This window comes from Colwellia psychrerythraea (assembly GCF_000764185.1).
GTDB lineage: Bacteria > Pseudomonadota > Gammaproteobacteria > Enterobacterales > Alteromonadaceae > Colwellia > Colwellia psychrerythraea_B.
In genome coordinates this window covers 283,187-301,752 of sequence record NZ_JQEC01000016.1, presented here as the reverse complement: position 1 = coordinate 301,752, position 18,566 = coordinate 283,187, and the positions used below count along the sequence as shown (strand labels likewise).

General features: G+C 40.1%; 26 protein-coding genes. 22 read left to right on the top strand and 4 right to left on the bottom strand.

The window, feature by feature from the left end; translation table 11 throughout:
* Positions 1-241: 241 nt before the first annotated feature.
* Positions 242-424: a hypothetical protein gene (locus GAB14E_RS13635; RefSeq protein ID WP_033081917.1), complete on the top strand. Its 183-nt coding sequence runs from the start codon at positions 242-244 to the stop codon at positions 422-424.
* 28 nt (positions 425-452) lie between these two features.
* Here GAB14E_RS13635 and GAB14E_RS13640 read toward each other — a convergent pair whose 3' ends face one another.
* Positions 453-674 (bottom strand): hypothetical protein, encoded by a 222-nt coding sequence (locus GAB14E_RS13640; RefSeq protein ID WP_033081916.1) that lies wholly within the window; start codon positions 672-674, stop codon positions 453-455.
* Between the two features lie 106 nt (positions 675-780).
* On the opposite strand from GAB14E_RS13640, the gene GAB14E_RS0122845 reads away from it, so the two are divergent.
* From GAB14E_RS0122845 to GAB14E_RS13735, 21 genes are all read left to right on the top strand, one after another.
* On the top strand, positions 781-1,725 hold the full coding sequence (locus tag GAB14E_RS0122845; RefSeq protein WP_081967785.1) for a virulence factor BrkB family protein: 945 nt from the start codon (positions 781-783) through the stop codon (positions 1,723-1,725).
* Positions 1,722-2,159 carry a D-aminoacyl-tRNA deacylase gene (gene dtd, locus GAB14E_RS13645; RefSeq protein WP_033081915.1) on the top strand — a complete coding sequence of 146 codons (438 nt, stop codon included), beginning with the start codon at positions 1,722-1,724 and terminating at the stop codon, positions 2,157-2,159. The genes GAB14E_RS0122845 and dtd overlap by 4 nt, the downstream gene beginning before the upstream one ends.
* A gap of 270 nt (positions 2,160-2,429) precedes the next feature.
* On the top strand, positions 2,430-2,798 hold the full coding sequence (gene rplN / locus GAB14E_RS13650; RefSeq protein WP_019026716.1) for a 50S ribosomal protein L14: 369 nt from the start codon (positions 2,430-2,432) through the stop codon (positions 2,796-2,798).
* 12 nt (positions 2,799-2,810) lie between these two features.
* Positions 2,811-3,125, top strand: coding sequence for a 50S ribosomal protein L24 (rplX, locus tag GAB14E_RS13655; protein ID WP_033081914.1), 315 nt, complete (start codon positions 2,811-2,813; stop codon positions 3,123-3,125).
* A 12-nt stretch (positions 3,126-3,137) separates the two neighbouring features.
* Entirely contained in the window at positions 3,138-3,683 is a 546-nt protein-coding gene (rplE, locus tag GAB14E_RS13660) for a 50S ribosomal protein L5 (RefSeq protein WP_033081913.1), read from the top strand.
* A 4-nt stretch (positions 3,684-3,687) separates the two neighbouring features.
* Entirely contained in the window at positions 3,688-3,993 is a 306-nt protein-coding gene (rpsN, locus tag GAB14E_RS13665) for a 30S ribosomal protein S14 (protein WP_033081912.1), read from the top strand.
* 19 nt (positions 3,994-4,012) lie between these two features.
* Positions 4,013-4,402 (top strand): 30S ribosomal protein S8, encoded by a 390-nt coding sequence (rpsH, locus tag GAB14E_RS13670; protein WP_156115699.1) that lies wholly within the window; start codon positions 4,013-4,015, stop codon positions 4,400-4,402.
* 10 nt (positions 4,403-4,412) lie between these two features.
* The gene (rplF, locus tag GAB14E_RS13675; protein ID WP_033081910.1) at positions 4,413-4,946 is read left to right on the top strand and encodes a 50S ribosomal protein L6; all 534 of its coding nucleotides are present in this window, start codon (positions 4,413-4,415) and stop codon (positions 4,944-4,946) included.
* Positions 4,947-4,955: 9 nt separating this feature from the next.
* Positions 4,956-5,309: a 50S ribosomal protein L18 gene (rplR, locus tag GAB14E_RS13680; protein WP_033081909.1), complete on the top strand. Its 354-nt coding sequence runs from the start codon at positions 4,956-4,958 to the stop codon at positions 5,307-5,309.
* Between the two features lie 9 nt (positions 5,310-5,318).
* Entirely contained in the window at positions 5,319-5,828 is a 510-nt protein-coding gene (rpsE, locus tag GAB14E_RS13685) for a 30S ribosomal protein S5 (protein WP_033081908.1), read from the top strand.
* Positions 5,829-5,834: 6 nt separating this feature from the next.
* On the top strand, positions 5,835-6,014 hold the full coding sequence (rpmD, locus tag GAB14E_RS13690) for a 50S ribosomal protein L30 (protein ID WP_033081907.1): 180 nt from the start codon (positions 5,835-5,837) through the stop codon (positions 6,012-6,014).
* Positions 6,015-6,016: 2 nt separating this feature from the next.
* The gene (gene rplO / locus GAB14E_RS13695; RefSeq protein WP_033081906.1) at positions 6,017-6,451 is read left to right on the top strand and encodes a 50S ribosomal protein L15; all 435 of its coding nucleotides are present in this window, start codon (positions 6,017-6,019) and stop codon (positions 6,449-6,451) included.
* A 6-nt stretch (positions 6,452-6,457) separates the two neighbouring features.
* On the top strand, positions 6,458-7,795 hold the full coding sequence (gene secY, locus GAB14E_RS13700; protein ID WP_033081905.1) for a preprotein translocase subunit SecY: 1,338 nt from the start codon (positions 6,458-6,460) through the stop codon (positions 7,793-7,795).
* 30 nt (positions 7,796-7,825) lie between these two features.
* A complete protein-coding gene (gene rpmJ, locus GAB14E_RS24490; RefSeq protein WP_081967783.1) occupies positions 7,826-7,939 on the top strand; it encodes a 50S ribosomal protein L36 in 114 nt (37 codons plus the stop codon).
* Between the two features lie 150 nt (positions 7,940-8,089).
* Positions 8,090-8,446, top strand: coding sequence for a 30S ribosomal protein S13 (gene rpsM / locus GAB14E_RS13705; RefSeq protein ID WP_033081904.1), 357 nt, complete (start codon positions 8,090-8,092; stop codon positions 8,444-8,446).
* A 13-nt stretch (positions 8,447-8,459) separates the two neighbouring features.
* Positions 8,460-8,849 carry a 30S ribosomal protein S11 gene (rpsK, locus tag GAB14E_RS13710; protein WP_011041474.1) on the top strand — a complete coding sequence of 130 codons (390 nt, stop codon included), beginning with the start codon at positions 8,460-8,462 and terminating at the stop codon, positions 8,847-8,849.
* Between the two features lie 31 nt (positions 8,850-8,880).
* Positions 8,881-9,501 (top strand): 30S ribosomal protein S4, encoded by a 621-nt coding sequence (gene rpsD, locus GAB14E_RS13715; protein WP_033081903.1) that lies wholly within the window; start codon positions 8,881-8,883, stop codon positions 9,499-9,501.
* Positions 9,502-9,529: 28 nt separating this feature from the next.
* Positions 9,530-10,519, top strand: coding sequence for a DNA-directed RNA polymerase subunit alpha (locus GAB14E_RS13720; protein ID WP_033081902.1), 990 nt, complete (start codon positions 9,530-9,532; stop codon positions 10,517-10,519).
* 46 nt (positions 10,520-10,565) lie between these two features.
* Positions 10,566-10,970: a 50S ribosomal protein L17 gene (gene rplQ / locus GAB14E_RS13725; protein ID WP_033081901.1), complete on the top strand. Its 405-nt coding sequence runs from the start codon at positions 10,566-10,568 to the stop codon at positions 10,968-10,970.
* Between the two features lie 212 nt (positions 10,971-11,182).
* Positions 11,183-12,082: a phosphoribulokinase gene (locus tag GAB14E_RS13730; protein WP_033081900.1), complete on the top strand. Its 900-nt coding sequence runs from the start codon at positions 11,183-11,185 to the stop codon at positions 12,080-12,082.
* A 38-nt stretch (positions 12,083-12,120) separates the two neighbouring features.
* On the top strand, positions 12,121-13,101 hold the full coding sequence (locus GAB14E_RS13735) for an FAD:protein FMN transferase (RefSeq protein WP_052093625.1): 981 nt from the start codon (positions 12,121-12,123) through the stop codon (positions 13,099-13,101).
* A gap of 31 nt (positions 13,102-13,132) precedes the next feature.
* On the opposite strand, the gene GAB14E_RS13740 is transcribed toward GAB14E_RS13735, so the two are convergent.
* The 3 genes from GAB14E_RS13740 to GAB14E_RS13750 form a co-directional block, all read right to left on the bottom strand.
* Positions 13,133-14,716, bottom strand: a complete 1,584-nt coding sequence (locus GAB14E_RS13740) for a hypothetical protein (RefSeq protein WP_033081899.1) — start codon at positions 14,714-14,716, stop codon at positions 13,133-13,135.
* A 92-nt stretch (positions 14,717-14,808) separates the two neighbouring features.
* A complete protein-coding gene (locus GAB14E_RS13745; protein ID WP_033081898.1) occupies positions 14,809-17,262 on the bottom strand; it encodes a LamG domain-containing protein in 2,454 nt (817 codons plus the stop codon).
* Complete coding sequence (locus GAB14E_RS13750; RefSeq protein WP_231562018.1) at positions 17,262-18,536, bottom strand: hypothetical protein; 1,275 nt, start codon at positions 18,534-18,536, stop codon at positions 17,262-17,264. The genes GAB14E_RS13745 and GAB14E_RS13750 overlap by 1 nt, the downstream gene beginning before the upstream one ends.
* Positions 18,537-18,566 lie beyond the last annotated feature (30 nt).

Here is an 18,566-nt window from a genome sequence, read left to right as displayed (position 1 = left end):
GTAAATAGCTGCCATTTGTTGTAAGACATATCTGCAATTGTTGTCATCCGTAATTACTATGTATCTGGAAATATCTAGTAAGCCATTGTTTCTTTCATTAAATAGTTAAAATAAAAATTAATTATAAATGTTTTGTTACTTCTAGTACGTAAATAATTAAGCAGGCTGATAATTTTGTAACTACGCTTAGGGGTATCAAGCAGTAGTAAGCTACGGCTTTCCCAACAAAAGGAATTGTATTATGTCTCCAACACAACTTAAAAAACTTCAAGAGCTAAGTCAAATTTTTAGTCAAGGTAAAGCTAACCCAAAACAAATCCAACAGCTTTCAGCTTTACTGGCGCAAATTAACCGTTATGATGAAGAAAGCCAACCTGTTGAAAATGAGCAAGTCACTTTCATTGCCGCGCCGCGTTTTGGTTGATACTTACAGCTATTATCAATTATGCTTCTTAGTTATGTTTATAAGTTGCAGCATCTATAATCGACCATAAATGAAATATTCCAGCAATAATTGCTGGAATGACCATCCACCACAGCGCATAACCACCAACACATACAATGGCAAAAATTATTGCTGCCATTAGCCTACCCTGTACCAGTTGCCCCAGACCAGGGAAAAACACATTACAAATAGCGGAAATTACATTACCCGCAGAACCTTGATTTGTCATCTACTACTCCATTTCTATCTTCCTAAGGTCAATAGCCCTAGATAATTCATTAACGCTATCTTAATATATGAAACAAATAGGACAAATCAGTAAATTGTTAACAAATATGAGTGTATTCAAGCAAACAAGTATTGGCGAGTATTGGCATAAACACAAAGGGCTGCTCTTTTATTTTAGTCGGCGTGTTAAACGTGAACAAATCCAAGTGGTGGCGGGTTACCTTTCTTATGTTTGTTTGATGTCATTAGTACCACTAATCGTTGTCATGTTATCGGTAATGACCGCTTTTCCGCTATTTGCACAGCTGCAACAGACGATTGAACAATTTGTTTATCAAAACTTTGTTCCTGCCGCTGGTGATGTGGTGCAAGAATATTTAACCGGATTTGTCGCTAATGCCTCAAAAATGTCTGCTGTCGCCATATCATTTTTATTTGTTGCCGCGCTATTATTAATTTCTTCAATAGACAATACTTTCAATAAGATTTGGCGAGTAACCGACAAGCGCCGCACTATAACTTCATTCGCCATGTATTGGATGGTATTAACATTAGGACCAATATTGGTTGGGGCTAGTATTGCCTTATCTTCATATATAGTGTCGATAGTAGCGGTTGATCAGTATGATGTCTTAGGTTTGTTTGATATTTTTTTACGATTACTACCATTACTTTCTTCTATTATTGCCTTTGTTATTCTCTACATGGCCGTGCCTAATAAAGCTGTACCATTTAAGTACGCAATATCGGGCGCATTTGTTGCGGGGGTGTTATTCGAGTTGGCGAAAAAAGCGTTTGCCTTATATATTGCAGCATTTCCTTCTTACCAAGTGATCTATGGCGCATTGGCAACAATTCCTATTATTTTTTTATGGGTCTATGTTTCTTGGCTTATTGTTTTGGTGGGAGCCTTGATTACGGTATCTTTACAAGAGTACCCTTTGTTGAAAGAACAAGGGTTGAAAGATCGAAGTATCAAAGACCAAGCGTTAAAAGAACAAACTTCTAAAGAAAAAAAACTACCCTTAACAAATGAAGAGCAAATGAAATGATTGCTTTAATCCAACGAGTGAATCAGGCAAGTGTAACTGTTGATAAGCAAATTATTGGCGAGATTGGCAAAGGCTTATTAGTATTTCTTGCTATTGAACCAGAAGACAATGAAGCTAAAGCCAAGCGTTTAGCCGAACGTGTTGCCGGCTATCGCATTTTTAGTGATGAAAATGACAAAATGAACCTAAATGTAAAACAATCAGGTGGAGAAATTTTGGTTGTTTCACAATTTACCCTAGCTGCAGATACTAATTCAGGATTACGGCCTAGCTTTTCTACAGTAGCAAATCCGGAATTGAGTAATACCTTATATCAGGTTTTTGTTGAAAAATTACGTCAACAAGGATTTAAAGTGCCAACAGGAGAATTTGGCGCTGATATGAAGGTTGCACTAATTAACGATGGACCAGTCACATTTACGCTTACAATCTGAATAAGCGATTTAATCTTTTACACACCTAAAGCAGTCTGTGTGGTGCTGTTTGTTTTTTAACTAATTAGACTATCACTTTTGAGTAAGTGGTGTTATAATCTCGCGCCCGTTAAGTTTGAGTGATGGCATTTATGTCTTAATTCTAACCGAAACGGGGGTCTTTCGTAAGGCAGTGACGGGTCAAATTTCTGGCCTTGAATTAATAACTTATCTTTTGTTTTTGTTGAGATTTATCTCAATTTAAAAAAGATAACAATGGAGCAAAAATCAATGATCCAAATGCAATCACAGCTGAATGTTGCTGATAACAGTGGCGCTAAGCGTGTTCAATGTATAAAGGTTCTTGGTGGCTCGCACCGTCGCTATGCACGCATTGGTGATATCATCAAAGTTGCCGTAAAGGAAGCAAGTCCTCGCGGTAAAGTAAAAAAAGGTGATGTTGTTACTGCGGTAGTGGTGCGCACTAAGAAAGGTGTTCGTCGTACAGATGGTTCTGCCATCCGTTTTGATGAAAACGCGGCTGTAATTTTGAATGCAAACTTACAACCAATTGGTACTCGTATTTTCGGGCCTGTGACACGTGAACTTCGTAATGAGAAATTTATGAAGATCGTATCATTAGCACCTGAAGTACTATAAGGAGTCACGATAATGGCATCTAAGATTCGTCGTGATGATGAAGTAATTATACTTGCGGGCAAAGACAAGGGTAAGACTGGTAAAGTCACTAAAGTTCTTGTTGAAAGCGGTAAAGTATTCGTAGAAGGCGTTAACTTAATCAAGAAACACACTAAGCCTGTACCTCAGTTACAGCAGCCTGGTGGCATCATTGAAAAAGAAGCACCTTTACAAGTTTCCAACGTAGCGATTGTTAACCCAGCAACGGGCAAAGCAGATCGTGTTGGTTTTAGAATTGAAGACGGCAAAAAAGTTCGTTTTTTCAAGTCTAACAACGAAATAATATAATTGGAGTAAACGATGGCGAAACTGCATGATTTATATAAAGATACAGTTGTAGCTGAGTTGCAAAAGCAATTTGGTTATAAGAGTGTCATGCAAGTCCCTCGGATTGAAAAGATCACCCTTAACATGGGTGTTGGTGAAGCTATTTCTGATAAGAAAGTTTTAGAACACGCCACAAATGATCTTACTGCAATCTCAGGGCAAAAGCCGCTAACGACAGTAGCACGCAAATCAGTTGCGGGCTTCAAGATTCGTGAAGGCTACCCTATTGGTACAAAAGTAACTCTACGCGGCGAACGTATGTGGGAATTTTTAGAGCGTTTTATCTCTATTTCTATTCCTCGTATCCGTGACTTCCGTGGCTTAAATCCTAAGTCATTTGATGGTCGTGGTAACTACAGCATGGGCGTTCGTGAGCAGATCATCTTCCCTGAAATCGAATACGATAAAATCGATAAGATTCGCGGTTTAGATGTCACTATTACTACTAGCGCGAAAAATAATGAAGAAGGACTAGCTTTACTGTCTGCCTTCAATTTCCCGTTCCAGAAGAAGGTGTAGAGTTATGGCTAAAACGTCAATGAAAGCTCGTGAAGCTAAAAGAACCAAATTAGTAGCACAATATGCTGAAAAGCGTGCTGCATTAAAAGCTATCATCTCTGGTACAGATTCTTCTGATGAAGAACGCTGGGATGCTGTATTGAAACTTCAAAGTTTACCTCGTGATTCGAGCAGTAGTCGTCAACGTAACCGTTGTAGCATTACTGGTCGTCCACATGGATTCTTACGCAAATTTGGTTTGAGCCGTATTAAATTACGCGAAACTATGATGCGTGGTGAAGTTCCAGGTCTTAAGAAAGCTAGTTGGTAATTCACGGGAGTAAATGGTTATGATGACTGATCCTATCGCGGACATGTTTACACGCATCCGCAACGGTCAATCTGCAGCAAAAGTTGCAGTACAAATGCCATCTTCAAAGGTTAAAGTTGCAATTGCTAACTTGCTTAAAGAAGAAGGTTATATTTCAGATTTTTCAGTTTCAGGTGAAGTAAAACCTGAGCTAGCTGTTACATTGAAATATTTTGAAGGTAAAGAAGTAATTGAAAAGATCAAACGTGTTTCACGTCCTGGTCTTCGTATATACAAAAGCAGCGATGAACTTCCACAAGTTCTTGCCGGCATGGGTATTGCGATCATTTCGACTTCTAAAGGTTTGATGACGGATCGCGCCGCTCGCTCTGCGGGTATTGGCGGTGAAGTTCTTGGTTTCGTAGAGTAAGGAGAATAATATGTCTCGTGTTGCAAAAGCACCTGTCGTTGTTCCTGCTGGCGTTACCATTACGTTATCAGGTCAAGACATTAAAGTTAAAGGTCCAGTAGGCGAATTATCTCGCACGATTCACAGTGACGTTGTTGTTTCTCAAGAAGAAAATAACATCATTACTAATATCGTTGCTGATGTTAAAGGCGCTTGGGCTCAAGCCGGTACTACACGTGCTTTAATCAATAATATGGTTGAAGGTGTTAGTAAAGGTTTTGAAAAGAAATTAGTTTTACAAGGTGTTGGTTACCGTGCCAAAGCTGCTGGTAAGTCTTTAGACTTATCTTTAGGTTTTTCACACCCAATTAAACATGCAATTCCTGAAGGAATTACTTGTGAAACTCCTAGCCAAACTGAAATCATACTGAAAGGTTGTGATAAACATTTAGTTGGTCAAACCGCTGCGAACATTCGTGCATACCGTAAACCTGAGCCTTATAAAGGTAAAGGTGTTCGTTATGCTGATGAACACGTTCGTCGTAAAGAAGCTAAGAAGAAGTAGGGTAATACTATGGATAAGAGAACATCTCGTTTGCGCCGCGCTAAACGCGCTCGTGCAAAAATTAGCGAGTTGGGTGCGAATCGTTTAGTTGTATTCCGTACTCCTCGTCATATTTACGCTCAATTGATCGCTCCTACGGGCTCTGAAGTAATCGCATCTGCGTCTACTTTAGACAAAGAAGTTGCAGCTCAAATTGAAAAAACAGGTAATGTTGCAGCAGCAACTGCAGTAGGTAAAGCAATCGCTGAACGTGCTGTAGCAAAAGGTATCACTAAGATAGCTTTTGATCGCTCTGGTTTCCTTTACCATGGTCGCGTAAAAGCGTTAGCAGAAGCAGCTCGCGAAGCTGGTCTTCAATTCTAGGGGTTGATTATGGCTAATCATAAGCAAGAAAACTCACAACAAAGTGATATGGCTGAAAAGCTAATCGCAGTTAACCGCGTTTCAAAAGTGGTTAAAGGTGGTCGTATTTTCAGTTTTACTGCATTAACAGTAGTTGGTGACGGTAATGGTCGCGTTGGTTTTGGTTACGGTAAAGCACGTGAAGTGCCTGCTGCAATCCAAAAGGCAATGGAAAAAGCGCACCGTAACATAGTAACGATTGACTTGAAGGGTACTACTCTTCAGCATGTTATTACTGGCAAGCATTCAGGTTCTAAAGTTTTCATGAAACCAGCTTCTGAAGGTACAGGTATCATCGCCGGTGGCGCGATGCGTGCAGTACTTGAAGTTGCAGGCGTTCAGAACGTATTGTCAAAAGCATACGGTTCTACTAACCCAATCAACGTAGTTCGCGCTACTGTCTCTGCTTTAGTGAATATGCATTCACCTAAAGGCATGGCAGCTAAACGTGGCAAAAGCGTTGCAGAAATTTTGGGGTAATTGAGCATGTCTAAAACAGTTAAAGTAACTCAAATAAAAAGTTCTATCGGTCGTTTACCGAAGCATAGAGCTACATTAAGAGGCCTTGGTCTACGTCGTATCAATCATACAGTTGAGTTAGAAGATACTCCATCTGTACGTGGTATGATTAACAAGGTTCACTACATGATTAAGGTGGAGGATTAATAATGCATTTAAATACTTTATCCCCTGCACCGGGATCTCACAAAGCTAAAAAGCGCTGTGGTCGTGGTATTGGTTCAGGCATCGGTAAAACTGGTGGTCGTGGTCACAAAGGTCAGAAGTCTCGTTCTGGCGGTAGTGTACGTCCTGGTTTTGAAGGTGGTCAAATGCCATTGAAACAACGTTTACCAAAATTTGGTTTTACTTCTCGTAAATCTTTAGTTCGCGCTGAAGTTCGTTTACATGAATTAAATCTTGTTAAAGGTGATGTTGTTGATATTCACGCACTTAAAGATGCAGGCCTAATTACACGTAATATCGTAGCTGTTAAAGTTATGTTATCAGGCGAAATTACTCGTCCAATTACATTACGTGGCATTGCGGTAACTAAAGGCGCACAAGCAGCTATTGAAGCTGCTGGTGGCAAAATAGAGGAATAATACACAATGGCTACACCAGGAATGGCTACTTCACAAGGTAGTAAAGGCGCAGGCGGTTTGTCTGAGTTGAAACAAAGATTATGGTTCGTATTCGTCGCCTTAGTTGTGCTTCGTTTAGGGTCTTTTGTGCCAATCCCTGGTATTGACGCCGCTGTATTAGCTCAGTTCTTTGAACAACAAAAGGGCACCATTGTAGAGATGTTTAACATGTTCTCTGGTGGTGCACTTGAGCGAGCCTCAGTATTGGCACTTGGTATTATGCCGTACATTTCAGCTTCGATTATTATGCAATTGCTCACGGTGGTTCATCCCGCAATGGCAGAGCTTAAAAAAGAAGGTGAAGCTGGACGTCGTAAAATCAGCCAATACACACGCTACGGCACTTTAGTTCTAGCAACAGTACAATCGATAGCGATTGCCAGAAGTTTACCGGATATGATGCAAGGGCTTGTTATCAATGCAGGCTTTAGTTTCTATTTCACCGCAGTTGTTAGTTTGATCACGGGTACCATGTTTTTAATGTGGTTAGGTGAGCAAATTACTGAGCGTGGTATCGGTAATGGTATTTCGATTATCATTTTTGCAGGTATTGTTGCTGGCATGCCATCTGCAGTTGGTCAAACAGCTGAAATGGCGCGTCAAGGTGAATTGCACTTATTAGTATTATTGCTAATCGGGGTTGTGGTATTTGCAGTAACTTTCTTAGTAGTATTTGTGGAACGTGGTCAACGACGTATTGTTGTTAACTACGCAAAACGTCAGCAAGGCCGTAAGGTATTTGCTGCACAAAGTACACATTTACCGTTGAAAGTGAATATGGCTGGTGTTATACCGCCAATCTTTGCCTCAAGTTTAATCTTGTTCCCAGGCACGCTTGCGAGCTGGTTTGGTCAAGGTGACGGCCCGGTAGCTGATTTCCTACAAGGTGTTTCAGGAGCTATGTCTCCAGGACAACCTTTGTATGTAATGATGTTAGCGGCAGCAATTATATTTTTCTGTTTCTTTTACACGGCTCTTGTTTTCAATCCGCGTGAAACAGCAGATAACTTGAAAAAGTCAGGTGCGTTCATTCCAGGGATTCGTCCAGGTGAACAAACATCCAAATATATTGATAAAGTGATGACCCGTTTAACCCTTTGTGGTGCGGCGTATATTACCTTTGTCTGTTTGGTTCCACAGTTTATGATCATGGCGTGGGACGTACAGTTCTACTTCGGCGGTACATCATTATTGATTATCGTAGTTGTGATTATGGACTTTATGGCACAAGTACAAACGCATATGATGTCTCATCAATATGACAATGTACTTAAGAAAGCAAACTTAAAAGGTTACGGTCGTTAGACCGAGCTGATTTAGTTAACGGAGTATAAAATGAAAGTACGTGCATCCGTAAAAAAGATTTGTCGTAATTGTAAAGTGGTAAAACGTAAAGGCGTAATTCGCGTTCTTTGCATTGAACCAAAGCACAAACAAAGACAAGGTTAAGATTAGTTTTTAATCAAAATCTTTTAGAAGTGGCATTATACAAATTTATCTGTATAATGCCGTTTCGATTTGCAGAAAAATAGAATGGTTGGGTATCCTAACGGGCTTTCCAACCAATGTAATTTAAATAATTAATAGGAGATGTGATTAGTGGCCCGTATCGCTGGCATTAACATCCCTGATCGTAAGCATGCAGTAATCGCCATTACTGCGATTTACGGTATTGGAGCTACACGTGCGAAAGCAATTTGTGCAGCCTCTGGTATCGCTGAATCAACGAAGATCAGTGAATTAGACGAAGCAAAAATTGATTTGCTACGTGCTGAAGTGGATAAATTTACCGTTGAAGGTGATTTACGCCGTGAAGTTTCAATGAACATTAAACGTCTTATGGATTTAGGTTGTTACCGTGGCATTCGCCATCGTCGCAGTCTTCCTCTACGTGGTCAACGCACTAAAACAAATGCGCGTACCCGTAAAGGCCCTCGTAAGCCAATTAAGAAGTAAGAGGAACTAGACAATGGCTAAAACACCAGTTCGTACGCGTAAACGCGTAAAAAAACAAGTTGCTGATGGCATGGCTCATATCCATGCTTCTTTCAACAACACAATCGTGACTCTTACAGACCGTCAAGGTAATGCTTTATCTTGGGCGACTGCAGGTGGTTCAGGTTTCCGTGGTTCACGTAAATCTACCCCTTTCGCTGCGCAAGTAGCTGCAGACCGCGCTGGCGCTGTTGCAAAAGAGTTTGGCTTGAAGAATATTGAAGTTTTCGTTAAAGGTCCAGGTCCAGGTCGTGAATCTGCTATCCGTGCCTTAAATGCTGCTGGTTTTAAAATCACCAACATTACTGACGTTACACCTATTCCTCATAATGGTTGTCGTCCTCCTAAGAAACGTCGCGTTTAATCGCTCTTTTTAGGATAGTTGGAGAAAGAAAATGGCTAGATATTTAGGTCCTAAGTTAAAGCTTAGTCGTCGCGAAGGAACAGATTTGTTTCTAAAAAGCGGTGTTAGAGCAATTGACACTAAATGTAAAATCGAAACAATACCAGGTCAACATGGCGCCCGTCGCGGTCGTTTGTCAGACTACGGTGTTCAACTTCGTGAAAAACAAAAAGTTCGTCGTATTTTCGGTGTTCTTGAAAAACAATTCAGTAATTACTACAAAGAAGCGGCACGTCAAAAAGGCAACACAGGTGAAAACTTGTTACAGCTTTTAGAGACCCGTTTAGATAACGTAGTTTACCGTATGGGTTATGCAAGCACTCGTGCTGAAGCCCGTCAATTAGTTAGCCATAAGGCTATCGTGGTAAACGGCGGTGTAGTTAATATTCCATCTTTCACTGTTAAAGCTGAAGATACTGTTTCTGTTCGTGAGAAGTCTAAAACTCAAGCGCGTATTATCGCTGCTTTAGAATTAGCTGATCAACGTGAGAAACCACTTTGGGTTGAAGTAGATACTAAGAAGCTTGAAGGCGTTTTCAAACGTGTTCCAGATCGTGCTGACTTATCTGCCGAAATTAATGAACAGTTGATTGTTGAACTTTACTCTAAGTAGTAAAGTTGCACTTTAAGAGAGGACATATATGCAGGGTTCTGTAACCGAATTCCTTAGACCACGCATGGTTGGTATTGAAAATATCAACCCTCGTCGCGCTAAAGTAACTTTAGAGCCACTAGAACGTGGTTTTGGTCACACTTTAGGTAATGCGTTACGCCGCATTCTTTTATCTTCAATGCCGGGTTGTGCCGTAACTGAAGTAGAGATTGATGGTGTTTTACATGAGTACAGTAGTAAAGAAGGTGTTCAAGAGGACATCATCGAAATATTGTTAAACCTTAAAGAGCTAGCGGTAATTTTAGAAGGCAAAGATGAAGCCGTTCTAACGTTAACTAAGTCTGGTGAAGGCCCTGTAACGGCAGCTGATATTCAACATGATGGCGATGTAACTATTACAAACCCAGACCATGTTATCTGCACCTTAACAGGTGAAGGTTCTATCAGCATGCGCATTAAAATTGAAATGGGTCGTGGTTACGTACCTGCTTCAGTTCGACGCGATGCCGAGGAAGAAGATCGTGCTATTGGTCGTTTGTTGGTAGATGCCTCATTCAGCCCAGTAGTTAGAATTGCTTATGATGTTGAATCTGCTCGTGTTGAACAACGCACAGATTTAGACAAATTAGTTTTAGACATGGAAACCAATGGTACATTGGATCCGGAAGAAGCTATCCGTCGTGCTTCAACTATTCTTGCTGAACAGCTTGATGCGTTTGTAGAACTTCGTGATATCAAAGAAGTTGAACAAGTGGAAGAAAAACCATTATTCGACCCAATTTTGCTTCGTCCAGTTGATGATCTAGAACTAACTGTTCGTTCAGCTAACTGTTTAAAAGCAGAAGCAATTCAATACATTGGTGATTTAGTACAACGTGCTGAAGTTGAGCTTCTTAAAACGCCTAATTTAGGTAAGAAGTCTCTAACTGAAATCAAAGACGTGTTAGCGTCGCGTGGTCTTTCTCTAGGTATGCGCCTAGAAAACTGGCCACCTGAAAGCATTGTTGACAACGACTAGTTCGATCATCGTTTTTTTATTAATAGTTTGAGAGAAGGATTAACTTATGCGTCATCGTCACAGCGGTCGCCAGTTAAACCGTAATAGCAGTCATCGTAAAGCGATGTTCCGCAATATGGCAAGCTCTTTAGTTAAGCACGGCGTTATTAAAACGACTGTAGCTAAAGCTAAAGAACTACGTATGGTAGTAGAGCCATTGATTACATTGGCTAAGACCGACAGTGTTGCAAATCGCCGTTTAGCGTTTGCTCGTACACAAGATAAAGAAGTAGTAGGTATTTTATTCAACGAACTTGGTGCTCGTTACCAAGAACGTCCAGGTGGTTACACTCGCATTTTAAAATGTGGTTTCCGTACTGGTGATAAAGCTCCTATGGCTTATATTGAATTAGTAGACCGCCCAGTAGTAGAAGATGCTCCTGAAGTAGTTGAAGAATCAGCTGAAGCTTAAACGAAAGTTTATACTTTAATTAAAAAACCGAGCTTAGGCTCGGTTTTTTATTGCCAAAATTTTAATAGTTTAAAAATCAATAATTACTTAAAAAGCAATAATTACTTAGATTATGTAGCCAACCTCGCTAATCTTGTCGCTTCCTTACTTGACCTAAACGTTAATTCACCGTATAAATTATCTATTGTACTTAGTTTTCACTTAGAGCTTTTATGTCGTCACGAAATCCAATTATTGCTGTTACCGGTTCATCGGGTGCTGGTACGTCAACCACGACTGCATCCTTTCAGCATATCTTTAGAACGCTTGGTATTAGCTCTGTTAATGTCGAGGGTGATAGTTTTCATCGTTTTTCTCGTCAAGAAATGGATATGGAAAAACGTAAGGCTAAAGAAGCCGGTGCCAACATCAGTTATTTCGGCGACCTAGCCAATGACTTTACCGCCTTAGAAAAACTATTTAAAGATTATAGTGAAACAGGCACAGGAAAAATTAGGCGCTACCTTCATACCTTTGACGAAGCTGTTCCATACAACCAAATGCCTGGTACTTTTACCCCATGGGAAGACTTTGGTGAGGGTACAGACTTACTCTATTACGAGGGGCTGCATGGCGGTGTTGTCACCAAGGAAAATGATGTAGCCAAACATGTCGACCTACTGATTGGGATGGTACCTATTGTTAACCTAGAGTGGATTCAAAAGATTATTCGCGATACCAATAAACGTGGACACTCACGAGAAGCCGTTACTGCCAGTATTGTTCGAAGTATGGAAGATTATATTTCGTTTATTACGCCACAGTTTTCTCGCACCCATATAAACTTTCAGCGTGTACCTACCGTAGATACTTCTAATCCATTTAGTGCCAAGGCAATCCCAAGCTTAGATGAAAGCTTTGTTGTTATTCGCTTTCGTGAAGTGAAAAATGTTGATTTTCAATATTACCTGCGCATGATCGATGGTTCATTTATGTCTCGAATAAATACCCTTGTAGTGCCTGGTGGCAAAATGGGTTTAGCGATGGAGCTTATTCTTACGCCGCTAATACGAGACTTGATTGAGAGAAAAACCCAAGCGAACAAACAATTAGATTGGATGAGTGATTTATAAAGCTCACTTTTCAGCCCTTCATTTATGTGAACATTATTTTGAAAAACCTAACTTTAGCTATTATATTGGTAATTTTATTTATTCCTTTTCAGTTAAGTGCTAACTGGTATCAACATACATTTAATACTATGGGTACACGTGCCCATGTTGAATTTTGGCTCGACGAAAAAAGCGCTACGACTAGTCATTCACAAAAATTAATTAGTGAAGTTATAGCGGAGATGAATCGGCTAGATCAGTCGATGAGCCCTTATATAAAAAGTAGCGAACTTAGTTTGCTTAATCGAGAGGCTGGTCATAGAGCAGTACCGGTATCAAAAGAACTTATTTCCTTGTTAGCTACCGCTCATGATATATCAGTAATGAGTGAGGGGGCTTTTGATATAACCTATGCATCAATAGGCTATCAATATAACTACCGTGACAAAATTCGTCCCGAACAATCTGCAATTGCTAACGCATTAGCTTCGATAAATTACCAAGCAGTTACTTTAGATGAAAGAAATAATACGGTTAAGTTTACTAATAGTGATGTGAAAATTGATTTGGGTGGCATAGCTAAAGGTTATGCGATTAAACGATGCATCAGTATTTTAAGGACTGCAGGGGTTAAGTTCGCATTAATGAGTGCTGGTGGTGATACTGCTTTACTGGGTGACCGTAATGGCAGGCCATGGTTAGTGGGTATAAAACACCCTAGAGCGGAAGAGAAAAATGCTGTGCATATCCCGTTGAATGATGAAGCTATTTCTACCTCAGGGGATTATGAGCGTTATTTTATTGAAGACGGTAAACGTTATCATCATATTATTAATCCGAAAACGGGTGACTCAGCTCGAAAAGTCGTCAGTGTCTCGGTCATTGGTAAAGATACTACTGTCGTTGATGCCTTATCAACGACCCTTTTTGTAAAGGGCCTTAAAGAAGGCATGAATATAATTAACAAACTGGCTGAATATGAAGCCATCATTATCGATAATGAACAAAGGTTACACTTCTCAGAAGGCTTACAGCAATAATATGTAAACGGGTTAAAATACAGTTAGGTAATTAGCCTGTGAATATAGGTTGAAATGCTGTTAGCGAGTCTAACATGGTGCTATTACCTAAGCCTTGGCCTGGTACTAGCGTAGAAAATTGATTCTGTTGACCATGTAGCGCCATATAGTTTAATAATACGGTTTGAACCAGTAGATTTACATTGTTAGCAGACGGAGCTGAAGCTGTTTCAACGGAAGCATCAGGCCTCATAAAACCTATTTGTTGTTGAATAGCATTTTGTTCAGCTGTAGCTCCCATCAATTGGGGTTTACCTGTTGGGTTATACACTAAGAAAAATGATGCACCGGTCGAGGAGTTATCGCCTGTCCATTCGCCTTTTCCACGACCGTCTGCTGATTCATCAATGCGACCATTACTTGCAACAGAGCCGTCACTAAATACATACATCATCAATGGTTGATTACGTCTTGCAGCATATTCAAGACAAGCTCCCATGCAACGCCCAGCACGTAAGTCACGTAATTCGCCTGTGCTTCGATCGCCTGTATGGTAATCAAAGCCGCCCATAGTAATAGTACCGGCACCAGAGAAGCCATTGACCACTAATTTCATAATGGAGGCGGTTTTTTGAAATTCGTTTTCATTATTATATTCATCACTAGTGAAAATTGCCCCATCGCCAACAATTTCAAGATCAGAACTTGGATCTAAAGTAGAAGGATCGCCAAAGCGATCAGTAAGATCTGCACTTTTAACATAACCGCAGTTAACCATATCTTTAATGACATCATCACGAGTAACTTGGCTATTTACTTTACCCATTTTTTGAGCGCTAACACGTTGTATACTTTCCATCACTGCAACCGCATCATCTTTACTGAAGATTTCAAATAAATCGCCAACATCGACTAGGCCAGTAACATCACTTGGGCGGTCAATTTTAGTGGGACGCTTACTTAAATCTATAAAGCTTGCAGGAGCCATAGAGTTTCCGCCAGAATCGGTATTACGCGAACCAATAAGTGGCATTAAAGAGCCGTTTGCACCTGCAGCTGCAATTGCATACATAGGGTTATGTGGGTTGTTAGAGGTATCATTGTCAGAACGACTTGGAATTACTGCGCCATTTATATTCGCTGCTGTTTCAGGTGATACTTTTTCTAATATGCCACGTAAAAAAGCAGAGTCTGAGTGAAAAGCTAGTCCTAAATCTGTATTAATGAAATCAGAGGTCATGGTGTCTGGATTAGCTATGTTTGGTGCCATATCACCAGGTATACCTAGTTTACTGTAACCCGCAGTAGATAGAAAATCTTGTTGGCCACCTAGGCCACCAACTAAAACATTAGAGCCTGAGATATTAGCACCACCGGCTAAATCGAAACTGATGAAGGGAATTTTACCAGCACCTTGCGCACTGATACCGCAACTGTCTCTTAACGCTTCCATATCACTTGAAAGCGCAGCGTTAGCTTTATTTGGGTTTGCTAAAAGGCTATATAGTGATAATCCGGCTACTGCATGACCACCAGTCTTAAGACCTGCAGAAATAAAGTCACGACGTGTCATTGGCGCTTTATGATCACCAAATAATAATGGACTATCTGGATGTAAATGTTTAGTTTTTCTCATAGTATTCCCTTTGTTCTATAGCTTATCTGCTGTTCAATCACTCTCTATAACTCAGTGTACAAAATGCATATTGAGTATTTATTATGAGAAAATTATTGAACAAGCATTACAGCACTGCCTAGTACAGCAGCACAACTGGCCTTAGCAATATTTTTACTTCGATTAATGTCACAATTATTTCCACAGACTGCGAGTCTGGTGATCAAATTATCCAATTCAGAATAAACTGCTGCTTTGTCAGGTTGGCTACTCAGGGTTGAGGGCATCAACTGATTTAATAGCGGGTTAAGTAGGTTTACTCTGCCTGTTGCATCCAAAGCAATGTCAGGTGTATTACTAAAGTTGACATCAGGGAACCAAGTGGTACGTAAGTTCTCATCTTCAAGTGCAGTATCACAGTAAGCTATTGCCAATTGGGTGATGCCCATTTGTTGTGCAGAAATAAAGGTTTCTATATTGGTTAATGTAGGCAATTGTTGCTTAACAAGCTGATAGGTTGTAGCAACGTTAAGAGAATCTTTATTTACCCCGGTTAAAACACTCATGCTGGCATGGATTTGTGCAAAATTACGCAGACCTATTTTAGCACTATCATTATCAATAAATGTGGCGTCTGGCGTTATAAACGTACTAGGAATGACAACGTTAGTATGCTCGCCTAACTGCTCAAAAGTTAAGAAAAACTCATCATTACTCGCACCTTTCTCTAATGCTATAATCGTTCCTAAAGGCGAAAGTTCTACAGGCTCTGCAATTGAGTCGTCATTGGAAAAACTTCGGTTGAGGTTCGCATAAGCTTGACCTTGAGCACTTTCTTTACCATTAACACCAATACGCATTTTGTTCAATACGGTATTTTTTGGCAGAGTATTCCCATCAAGGTTGACTAAACTTGGATTAGTGAATAAATAGCTGTAATTATCATACTGACTCACTTCAAATAAAACGTAGGTATTTGCTAAATCTACTAATTCACTTATAGAAAATAATAAGAAGAACTTCTCACCTACACCGACATCATAGTTTTGAGAAATCTGTTCCTGCGATAAAGTACGGTTATATATTGCAAGTAAACGGATATTGCCTTGCCAAACATGATTGTTAGACGCTTCTCTGCCCAGTATTAAGGCAAAGCTATCATCCCATGAAGCAATTGGTGATATTGCATCGTCAATAATGTCGACAAGCTTACCATTAACATAAATTCGGCGACCTTCTGTTGCTGAGTATGTCAGCACAACATGCTGTAGTGTCGCTTGTAATACTTCTTCATCATCAGGTGTACTTAATGCTGGCTCACCATTACTGCTACTGCCAGCTGTTTGCAGCATAAAGTCATAATTATATTGGCTTTGCCCTAAAGTAAAGTTTCTATCATTATCGCCAGCAGAGTAACTGACTATTCTGGCAGGACCTTCTTGCACGACATTATTCGGCGTGATCCAAGCTTCAATAGCGAATTCATTGGTGGAGGTGATCAAATCATGTATTTTTTTGCTGTTGGCAGTGCTCGATTGTGCTTTACCGTTTGTAAAGGACAATCCCCAACTACCAAGCCATTCTACATTTCCTGATAGTGTCAGGTTGGCAGCAGGGGAAATACCCGAGGTATCATAAGCGGTATTACCACTACCTGTTTTAAATTGATATAAAGCAATAATGTCAGATTCAAATCGTCCACCACTTGAGGCGACAAGGCCATCGGTTAGTAGTAGTGATTTCGATACCACCATTTCCGATGAGATAACGTCATGGGTAATCTCATCACTGAGCGCTTGAATAGCGGCTTCCATTTCATCGCTGTTTGCTCGGCAATCACTCCAACAGTTATGAAATTCATTGCGTAAACGTATCACTAAACGAGACTTATCTGGCTCTTCTAAATTCATTACTCGTTTGGCAGCATCATAGGCTTTATCTATGTTATCGCTAGCAAAAAATGGCGACTGTGCAGTACTCGATGCTTCATTATGACAACCAGCACAATACTGAGTAACAATAGGGTAAACATGATTAGTAAATAAAGTGTTTTCAATTGGGAAGTTTTTACTGGTACCTGGCTCTTTGATAACAGGCGCTTTTAATACAATGGCATTAGCGGTACTTACTCTGTCGTCTGCCCACAATTTCACCCATTGTTGCATGGTTTCGCCACACGCTTGATCACTATCTAACCAACAGTTGTGGCCCCCCGAAACTTTTTGTACAAGTCGTGATTCTTCAGGTTTACTTAAACTAACTAAAGGGTTACTTGCAGCATAAGCATCGTTGACGTTTTCTCTACTAGCAAAGTAGGGTGCTTGATTACCTTCGGTATGGCATGAGCCACAACGGTCCGTTGCAGAAATATTATCCCATAGTGACGTTTTATATTTTTGAATATCTTCAGTGGTTGGCGCTGGCCCCGTATATTCAGCGCTACTGTTATCTGTAGCTAATGGTGGTTGTTCTTCTACTGTAGAGTCACCACAGGCACTAACTAATAGAAGTATGCTAACGACAGATAAATTTTTAAATACGGTAAAAAGTGAAGGGGAATGCATCATTATTCTCCCATGCAATACGCACCAACTTCAGCAAATACTTGCTTAAGTTGATATGAATGTTGTTGAAAAGATGTTGTGGATGATTGTATTTGTGTTAAGTCAGCTGTGTTTTCAGCGTCTCGCAAGCAAACAGCTTTAAATACCTTTTTTACCTGGCATTGCGCAAAAGCGGTACTGTTGGCTAACTCTTGCCCTAATGACTTCATACCACTTCCTTGACCTGCAAGGGTAGCATCCCAACCAAGCTTTTGATTAATGCCCTCACGCCAATAGTTCTTCCAATCATCATTTTTAGTGACAAAACCAAAAGGGAAACTAGTGGCATTGTTATGATATTTAGCCTTAACTCTAGTGCCCGTTACCGAATCAATATTAACCGATTGATTATAGCTAATCTCACCGTTATCAGCTTGCGGGTCATTTTCTGCGTCAAACTGGTAATCATAGTAGGCAAATGCTTGTGCCAGAGGATCCATTCCTGTGTGGCAACCGGAACAGTTATTGATAAATAGGCGACTATCTCCACCCGGGCTTCTACTAACGTCTTGGCGAATTCTGTCGGGTGGTAATGTGTTGTCTTTTAGTGGTTCTAAATCGGTACATAGGTGATTCATTAAGGTAAAGCGCAACATCGCTCTATTAGTGCCTAAATAGAAAAAAGCTTTAGCAGCAGCTCTTGAAGTTAATACTCCTGCCGTTGCTTCACTAGGTAGACCATTCAAACTTGATTGGCTAACTTGAACTAAACCGTCAGCTAAATTAATAAAGTTACTTTCTAACTCTTCGTAATGGGTATTATTTAGCTTGTTATAAGGGGTTAAGTTAAGGTCACTATTTCCTACATAGGTAATATCGCCTTGCAATATCTGCCTAAAATCTAGGTCATCACGAACTGCACCAATGATTGTGGCACTGTAATCATTGAGTGGAAAAAAAATGTCTTGGTCTTTATTGGTCCAAGGACTGGCAAATACCTTTAATGTCGTTGTATAAAATTCAGGTGATTGCATTGCTACATAAGCGGCTTCGGTAATTTTATCTTGGTCAATTAACGTGCTCATTTCTAGCAAAACTTGGATAGAGGGTGGTACGCCTGTTATACGATCATGTAAACGTTTCGCTTGCTCTAAACTGGATGAATTTGCCTGCGTAATAAACAATAAAGTGCAAATAACACTCAAAAAAGCAGTATGGATTTTCTTTGAAAATGAACTGCTTGTTTGCTTTTTAAATAGTATTTTTTTATTACTAGTGCTTAGGAGTGACATCTCCATACAGCCTCCTTGAAGATGTAATTTTTGCAA